Below are 6,475 nucleotides of genomic sequence, written 5' to 3'. Positions count from 1 at the left end.
CCCTAACGTACTATCTGGCTCACGTATTACGATAGGTACATGATTTAACCATGCCCCTATAACTACAGGAACTGAAACAAATCCTCCTGCCGAAAAGATAACGTCAGGCTTCATTTTCTTAATTAATTTATAACTTTGTAAACAACCGTTTATAATTTTAAAAGGATCTTTAAAGTTCTCCCAATCCCAATATCTCCTAAGCTTCCCTGTTGAAATACTATTATACTTAACATTTTGAACTAATAATTTTTCAATTCCATTTTGAGATCCAATATACTCAACTCCCCATCCTTTTTCCATAAATTTAGGAATCAATACCATATTAATCATTACGTGTCCGGCTGTACCGCCCCCAGTAAAGAGAATCTTTTTATTCATAACTTATATCCACCTTTATCATTAAAAATCTAGCTTTATATTAATCTTTAACTCAAGTCCTATATCTTGTAAGAGATCTTTGATGAGTTCATAAAAATCATTTCCATACTCACTACACTCATACTGAGCAAAAACTTGAATCACATGCCTAGTTCTAGTCTCTAGTGCTGGCTTTATTCGATCAATCTTTTTTTCTTCCACATACGCTCGATATTGATTTATTGCCTCATGGAGGTGCAACACATGCGCTTCTTCATCTTTCCAATCCAGCGTATCAACAATCGAAAGAAATAGCGTACTTTGATTATCTATTGCTTCATAACTATTCATATACTTCTTACACCCTTTTTTATTTTTCATTGAATGCAGATTTCACTGTGCTTCGCATACTCAAGTACATCTTTCAATGATTGATGAAATTGGATTTTCGGGACCCAACCTAACTTTTTTATATCCTCTAACACTAAACTTTTATTTGAGTCACTCTCAAAATTATCTGTTTCTTTTATAGTAAAGTTCAGCTGTGTTAATCCTTTATATTGTTCTAGTACATCTAATAAAGATCGTTTTACTCCTGATCCAATATTATATTCTTTTCCATTTATACCATCACGTAATAACACATGATACGCTTTAACTACATCACGTACATCTAGAAAGTCCCTACTATCTTTCAAACTGTTTACTTCAATAATTGGTTCACTTTTACCCGACTCTATATCTATCATTTTTTTTGCCAGAATAGAACAAATACCATTCGATACTCCTGGACCAATTAAGTTCGAGGGCTTTGCAATGATAATATTTGAATCCATTAACCCACCCCAAGCCTCTGCGACGATTACTTGCATAGTTTTACTTAAACTATATGGATTTGAAAATTTTATGTTGTTCATACTATCTGCTTGCAATGCAGATCCTATAACTAATGTTCTACAATGGGGTGCTTCTTGCTTAATTGCTTCTAATAAATATAACGTCCCTATCACATTAATCTCCATGTATTCAAGAGCAGCTGTCCAAGACTCTATGACCGAATTTCTTCCTGCTAAATGCAATACATAGTCTGGCTTTATTTGTTTAATTACCTTCATTACTTCGCCCTTATTAGTTAAATTACAAGTAATTCCATTCCTGCATTTTTCTCTATGTGAACGATTTTGAAACATAGGAATTACATGAAAGCCCTTGTCTAAAAAATATTGGCAAGCATGGCGCCCTGTGAAGCCATTTGCACCAGTTATTAAAAGGCTCACATTTTTTTTCATAGTAAAAATCCTCCTTTTTCTAACATTTGTTTCACCTCATGTTTTGCAAGTAAGTCTTGTTGAGAACTAAAACTCTTCACATCCACAAGCGGATAACTAGCATAATATTCTTGAAGTCCTTCTATAGGAATAGTCGGTAGTACCACAAAATAATTTTGATCAAAACTAATACTTGTTTTACTCTCTACCTCAGATAAAAGCATTTCACTTAATTTTTCACCAGGTCTTATCCCTACCTCTTTTATCTTCACGTTTTCTTTTTTCGAATCTTCAATCAATACTTTTGCTAAATCCGTTATTTTACATGCTGGCATTTTCATAACAAAGATTTCCCCTCCTCTTCCTTCAGATGCTGCTTTAAATAACAATCCAACAGCATCTTCAATTGTTAAGAAAAATCTAGTCATATTTTCATCAGTAATCCCTACCTGTGAAGACTTTTTAATTTGCTTTTTAAAGAGCGGTACCACACTTCCACTCGTCCCTAAAACATTTCCACCACGAACACAAATGAATTTTGTTTTCTTCGTTTGCACATTCGCATGAACCATTAACTTTTCACCAATTGCTTTTGTCATCCCATACGTATTTGATGGGTCGGCCGCTTTATCAGTTGAAACATATATAACTTTCTCAACTTGCTTCTGGATTGATGCTTCAATTACATTTTGCGTACCATGTATATTTGTTTTTATAGCTTCATAAGGATAATACTCACATACTGGAACATGTTTTAAAGCTGCAAGATGGAATACATAATGTACACCTTGGCAAGCATATACGAGTTGGTCTTTATCACGAATATCTCCAATAATAAATTTCAATCTATCTTCATTTATAAACTGTTGCTGCATTTCAAACTGAACTGTTTCATTTCTTGAAAAAACTCTAATTTCTTTCGGTGATTGTTCTAATAGTTGTTTTATAAGTTCATGCCCCCACGAACCTGTACCACCAGTAATTAAAATTATTTTATTAAGCATTCCTTTTCCTCCTACCGGACATTTCATTAAAAATTGTATTTATTAACACGATTGAATTATTTTCAATTGATTCAAATCATAATCGTCGTTTGTTACATTTAATTGACAAAATAAAAAAACAGAAACTATTAAACATAGTTTCTGTTTTTTATTTCACTTCTTAACAGTAAGATTTTTTCATACTGTTTGTATGATAACTATATTACTTGTAGAAAAACACCGTTCATTTATTTCTTATACTCGTAATAAAATAAATAGAATGGTGCATAGCCAATGCCATGTTTACATTCATGAAAAAAGGGAGGTAATGGAATGTACCGAAGCAATTCAAACAACTCAAATAATATATATAACGATCCTTCCAAAGCACTTCCTCTCTCCCTATTCGATGTAAAAAATGAGTTAAAACAAAAAAGCAAACTCATTCATTCTGGCACCATGTATACATTAACGAAAGAAGAGCAACTCATCATCGACAAAATAAAAGTACAGACAAAACAACTAAATAAAAATAACGTCACAAGAACACGTGCATACTATCAATTTTACATTCAATATCCCGAAATACATTGGGCACTACTTGGACATATGGTATCACGTAACGGTGGTTGGAATATGACTGATTTAAAGGGAGACTTATATACGAGGATTTTATCAGAGAAGGATCAAATTACATTTTTTTCTTTTTTAGAAAGAGGAAATTGGCTCATTTTTCAAGATGTATATCCTCAATTTTTGCTATATGAACAAAGTGTTAAAAAATCACAAAAACTATTTCATCTTCTTCCTCACCTAAATGTTTCTACATTTATGGAAACGATGTGGAACGATTTTTGGAAAACAGGTAACAAAAAAACATTGGCGATCGCAACTATTATTAATGAACAAAACTACTTAGAAAAAAGGGTTATTCAAAATGTACACTTTCAAAAGACTGTACTAAATAGTATTGGATTTAAACTCTTTGATTTCTTTCAGTTTAATCATATCCTTTTCCCATTCTACGAAAATGATAAGAAACAAAAAGTATTACTATTTGGTGATACAATGAAACATTTTACGTCCTTGCATGAACGAATCTTAATTGGAAAAAGGTTGTATTCACTATTATTTCGGGATACACATATTTTATCTCAAATAATAAGTTGGGCCGAGCATCATCCACACACAGGCTCAAGGAAAGATTACTGGCCTCATTTATTTTCAAGTGTAAATGAATCTTTTTCCCGTGAGTTTTATAAACGCCGAATAAAGAAATGCCAGTTGCGTAGTGGTGCATATCGTATATACAGCCCTGCACTCATCTATGCATGGCGCGATATGAAACATGAAGAAGATAAAAGTAAAGATTGGTTTACTGATTGGCAAGTTGTAAATTACTTAGTTGATAAGGAGGAAAGTATAAGTGGACAAATTTCAGAAGACTACTGCAAAACACTCGAAAAAATTGAACTTGCAATTCTCGCAAAGAAAAATGTCCTCCTCCGAGAGGAAGAATGACTTTCTAGCTTTAATAATTACAGTTTTTCTCTCTGCTATTATTGGAACTTGTTTAGATGCTTTCTTTGTTAATAAACAAATATATTCTTTTCCAGTTAGACCCTTCTCATCCACATTTTCAGTTAACATAGCTTTCACATTACTCGTACTACCGATTTTATCAGCCTCTTTTATACAAATTTCAAAAACATTATCTACAGTTTCTAGAACTCTATTTATTATTTCAATAGGCGTTTGCGCTAGCATTTTTGAGCAAGTTGCTGAGAGGCTAGGTTTATTTGTACATAATGGGCATTGGCATCATACTTATTCTTTGTTTGGGTATATGATTTTTCTTGCTTTTATTTGGAAAGTATATCGTTGGCTACCAAAATAAAGAGACCGTTATAGGTCTCTTCTTAAGCATACTCTTCAGTTATGGCTAATGATGTAGGTGTTTGCAGACTCTTAGAGCGTAAACGATAGGCAACGACTTTCTTCTTATATTGCTTTATTACATCAACATGTTCCTCGTAGCTATATAGAGAAAATCTAATCTCTTTATTCCCTTTTTTCGTATCAATGACTATTGGTGTTCCTTCTCCTTGAGGTGGGAAATAATGTTTATCCAAAAATAAGGCCTCATTAAATTCGTTAATAACTTGTAGTTTCATTTCTCCCTCTATATTTTTTCCATCTATCGATATGGAGGTATTCTCCTCCTCAAGTTTTTGATGTAACTCAAATCTACTAATAATTGATTCTACGACAGAAGTTGGCATACTAGAAACTAGTACTTTAAGAGCACCAAAAATAAATAATGTAACTATAAACCATGTTGTCATTTTAATCATCTCCATTACACTCTAAAATGAGTAGTGTTATGCTCCTTATTACGATTCATTAATTTTCAAAATAAAAATTTCATTCCATAAGGTACTAATATACTAATAAGTATCCCTGTTACAATCATCGTTACCGAACCGATAGTTGCTTCTTTCTCTCCCTCTTTCACTAGACGACTCACCCCAATGATATGTGATGCGCAGCCCATCCCAACTCCTTTTCCAATTGTACTTGTTATACGGAAAAGTTTAAGTACTGTCGGTCCCATGATAGCACCTGTTATTCCCGCAACAACTACAAAACTAGCAGTCATAGATGGAATACCCCCAATTTGTTCGGCTAATGAAATTGCAATAGGCATCGTCGCTAATTGCGGGATAGTTGTTAATATAAGTTCCTTATCTATATTCAACATTTCCCCAATCACTACATTCAAACTTATTAAAGCCACTATACCGATTACTACCCCAACAAGTATCGATAAGAAGTTTTTCATAAGTATTTTTCGTTCCTTAAATAGTGGTATTGCTAAAGCTACAATCGCAGGGCTCAAGAAACTGGAAAGAATATCTCCCCCATTTTCCTTATAATCTTGATGAGAGATCCCGAAAATAAGGAATATGCAAATCATAATTGCCGTAACTGTTAACACCGGTAAAGTAAATGGAAACGTAAATTTTTTATATAGCTTTATCGCCAATAAATAAATCACTACAGTAATAAAAATTAAGACCATTTGAATAGCGCACCTTATCAATTTTATTTTTTAGATGTTATTAATAATTGACTTACATAACCTGAAATAATCAATGTTACTAAAGTACTTACAACAACTAGAAAGAACATAATACTACCCTTACTTAAAAGAAATGAACCGTATTCCATTAGCCCCGTCGTTGAAGGAATTAAAAATAAAGGTAAAAATACTATTAGCTTTTCTGCACCTATCTCAAACCATTTTAATGGCAAAATGCGAGTAGAAAGAAGCAGAAAAAGAATTAACATTCCTATTAAACTTCCTGGCATAGATAGATGAAATACTTCCTGAATCCATACACCAACCAAACTAAACATATATAGCACTCCTACTTGAAGTAAAAGCTTCAAAAACTTCAATTGCTACTCCCCATTTCAATACCAAATCCCCACAATTTATTATTGAATCTCGTTTAATGTCTCTGCAAATCTTGTAATTCCAAGCTGAATTTGTTCGACATTCGCTCTGCCAAAAGTAAATCGTATATATTCACTTTTCGAACCTAGGACGCTTCCTGGGACAAATGCTACACCATTGCGTATAGATTCACCTAGTAAATGGTATTCATCAAACGTTCCTTGCACTTTACACCATAAATGTATTCCGCCCTCTGGAACAAAAAATTCAACCTGGTCCCCTAATATTTCTTCAAGCTTTCTAATTAACTCATCTCTTCTTTGCTTCAGTTGTCCACGAAGCATAGTAATATGCGTATGAAAATCCTCAGATTCTAAAAATTGGTTCGCTACCCACTGTGTAAATAC

10 protein-coding genes are annotated in these 6,475 nt (G+C 33.1%); 2 read left to right on the top strand and 8 right to left on the bottom strand.

The window, feature by feature from the left end; translation table 11 throughout:
- From AC1DTM_RS16090 to AC1DTM_RS16075, 4 genes are all read right to left on the bottom strand, one after another.
- On the bottom strand, positions 1-378 hold a 378-nt coding region (locus tag AC1DTM_RS16090), incomplete at its 3' end, for a glycosyltransferase (RefSeq protein ID WP_477000472.1).
- A 21-nt stretch (positions 379-399) separates the two neighbouring features.
- Complete coding sequence (locus tag AC1DTM_RS16085) at positions 400-738, bottom strand: DUF6572 domain-containing protein (RefSeq protein WP_016105934.1); 339 nt, start codon at positions 736-738, stop codon at positions 400-402.
- Positions 735-1,646, bottom strand: a complete 912-nt coding sequence (locus AC1DTM_RS16080) for an SDR family oxidoreductase (protein WP_016105935.1) — start codon at positions 1,644-1,646, stop codon at positions 735-737. The genes AC1DTM_RS16085 and AC1DTM_RS16080 overlap by 4 nt, the downstream gene beginning before the upstream one ends.
- Positions 1,643-2,629, bottom strand: a complete 987-nt coding sequence (locus AC1DTM_RS16075) for a UDP-N-acetylglucosamine 4,6-dehydratase family protein (protein ID WP_367959902.1) — start codon at positions 2,627-2,629, stop codon at positions 1,643-1,645. The genes AC1DTM_RS16080 and AC1DTM_RS16075 overlap by 4 nt, the downstream gene beginning before the upstream one ends.
- 312 nt (positions 2,630-2,941) lie before the next feature.
- On the opposite strand from AC1DTM_RS16075, the gene AC1DTM_RS16070 reads away from it, so the two are divergent.
- Both AC1DTM_RS16070 and AC1DTM_RS16065 read left to right on the top strand, forming a co-directional pair.
- Complete coding sequence (locus AC1DTM_RS16070; RefSeq protein WP_016105937.1) at positions 2,942-4,129, top strand: DUF2515 domain-containing protein; 1,188 nt, start codon at positions 2,942-2,944, stop codon at positions 4,127-4,129.
- On the top strand, positions 4,104-4,505 hold the full coding sequence (locus tag AC1DTM_RS16065) for a CBO0543 family protein (RefSeq protein ID WP_078172960.1): 402 nt from the start codon (positions 4,104-4,106) through the stop codon (positions 4,503-4,505). Before AC1DTM_RS16070 ends, AC1DTM_RS16065 begins: the two co-directional genes overlap by 26 nt.
- Before the next feature lie 22 nt (positions 4,506-4,527).
- Here the strand turns inward: AC1DTM_RS16065 and AC1DTM_RS16060 are convergent, their stop codons facing one another.
- From AC1DTM_RS16060 to AC1DTM_RS16045, 4 genes are all read right to left on the bottom strand, one after another.
- Positions 4,528-4,953 (bottom strand): YfmQ family protein, encoded by a 426-nt coding sequence (locus AC1DTM_RS16060; RefSeq protein WP_002111310.1) that lies wholly within the window; start codon positions 4,951-4,953, stop codon positions 4,528-4,530.
- 65 nt (positions 4,954-5,018) lie between these two features.
- Positions 5,019-5,690, bottom strand: a complete 672-nt coding sequence (locus AC1DTM_RS16055) for an LrgB family protein (RefSeq protein WP_016105939.1) — start codon at positions 5,688-5,690, stop codon at positions 5,019-5,021.
- Positions 5,691-5,713: 23 nt separating this feature from the next.
- Complete coding sequence (locus AC1DTM_RS16050; RefSeq protein ID WP_033710841.1) at positions 5,714-6,070, bottom strand: CidA/LrgA family holin-like protein; 357 nt, start codon at positions 6,068-6,070, stop codon at positions 5,714-5,716.
- 39 nt (positions 6,071-6,109) lie between these two features.
- Positions 6,110-6,475, bottom strand: a 366-nt coding sequence (locus tag AC1DTM_RS16045) for an aminotransferase class I/II-fold pyridoxal phosphate-dependent enzyme (protein ID WP_477000471.1), incomplete at its 5' end; no start/stop codon positions are given.

Source organism: Bacillus sp. P4_D3 (assembly GCF_056401855.1).
The sequence above is the reverse complement of the archived record's forward strand: the minus strand, read 5'-3'. Positions and strand labels throughout refer to the sequence as shown.